The organism is Corynebacterium glyciniphilum AJ 3170, from assembly GCF_007673095.1.
In the GTDB taxonomy this organism is placed as follows: domain Bacteria; phylum Actinomycetota; class Actinomycetes; order Mycobacteriales; family Mycobacteriaceae; genus Corynebacterium.
This window is the reverse complement of the sequence record NZ_VDYZ01000183.1, coordinates 1-287: the sequence shown is the minus strand read 5'-3', so window position 1 is coordinate 287 and position 287 is coordinate 1. Positions and strand designations below refer to the sequence as shown.

At 70.0% G+C, this 287-nt stretch carries 1 protein-coding gene; it reads left to right on the top strand.

The features are described from left to right. Positions 1–205 (top strand): hypothetical protein (locus FS507_RS19985; protein WP_260853593.1); only part of this gene is annotated, 205 nt, incomplete at its 5' end. Positions 206–287 lie beyond the last annotated feature (82 nt).

The window sequence follows — 287 nt, the reverse complement described above, 5'->3', positions numbered from 1 at the left end:
GAGGGTGATGTGGGGTGGGGTGATGTGGATGGGGGGGGGGGAGGGTATGGGGGTGGAGGTGAAGGAGGTGTGGGTGGGGATGGGGTGGGTGTGGGGGGGGGAAGGGGAGGTGGTGGCGATGGGGGGGATGGTGGTGGTGGAGATGGTGGCGGGGGTGGGTTTGGTGGTGATGGGGGTGGGGGCGGTGGGGGAGGAGAAGAGGTAGGGTGGGGGAAAGTAGACCGACCACCACGGGGGCATCGCGTCCCACGGAGGAGACGGCCCGTGAGGAGGCCGCACACCCTCCC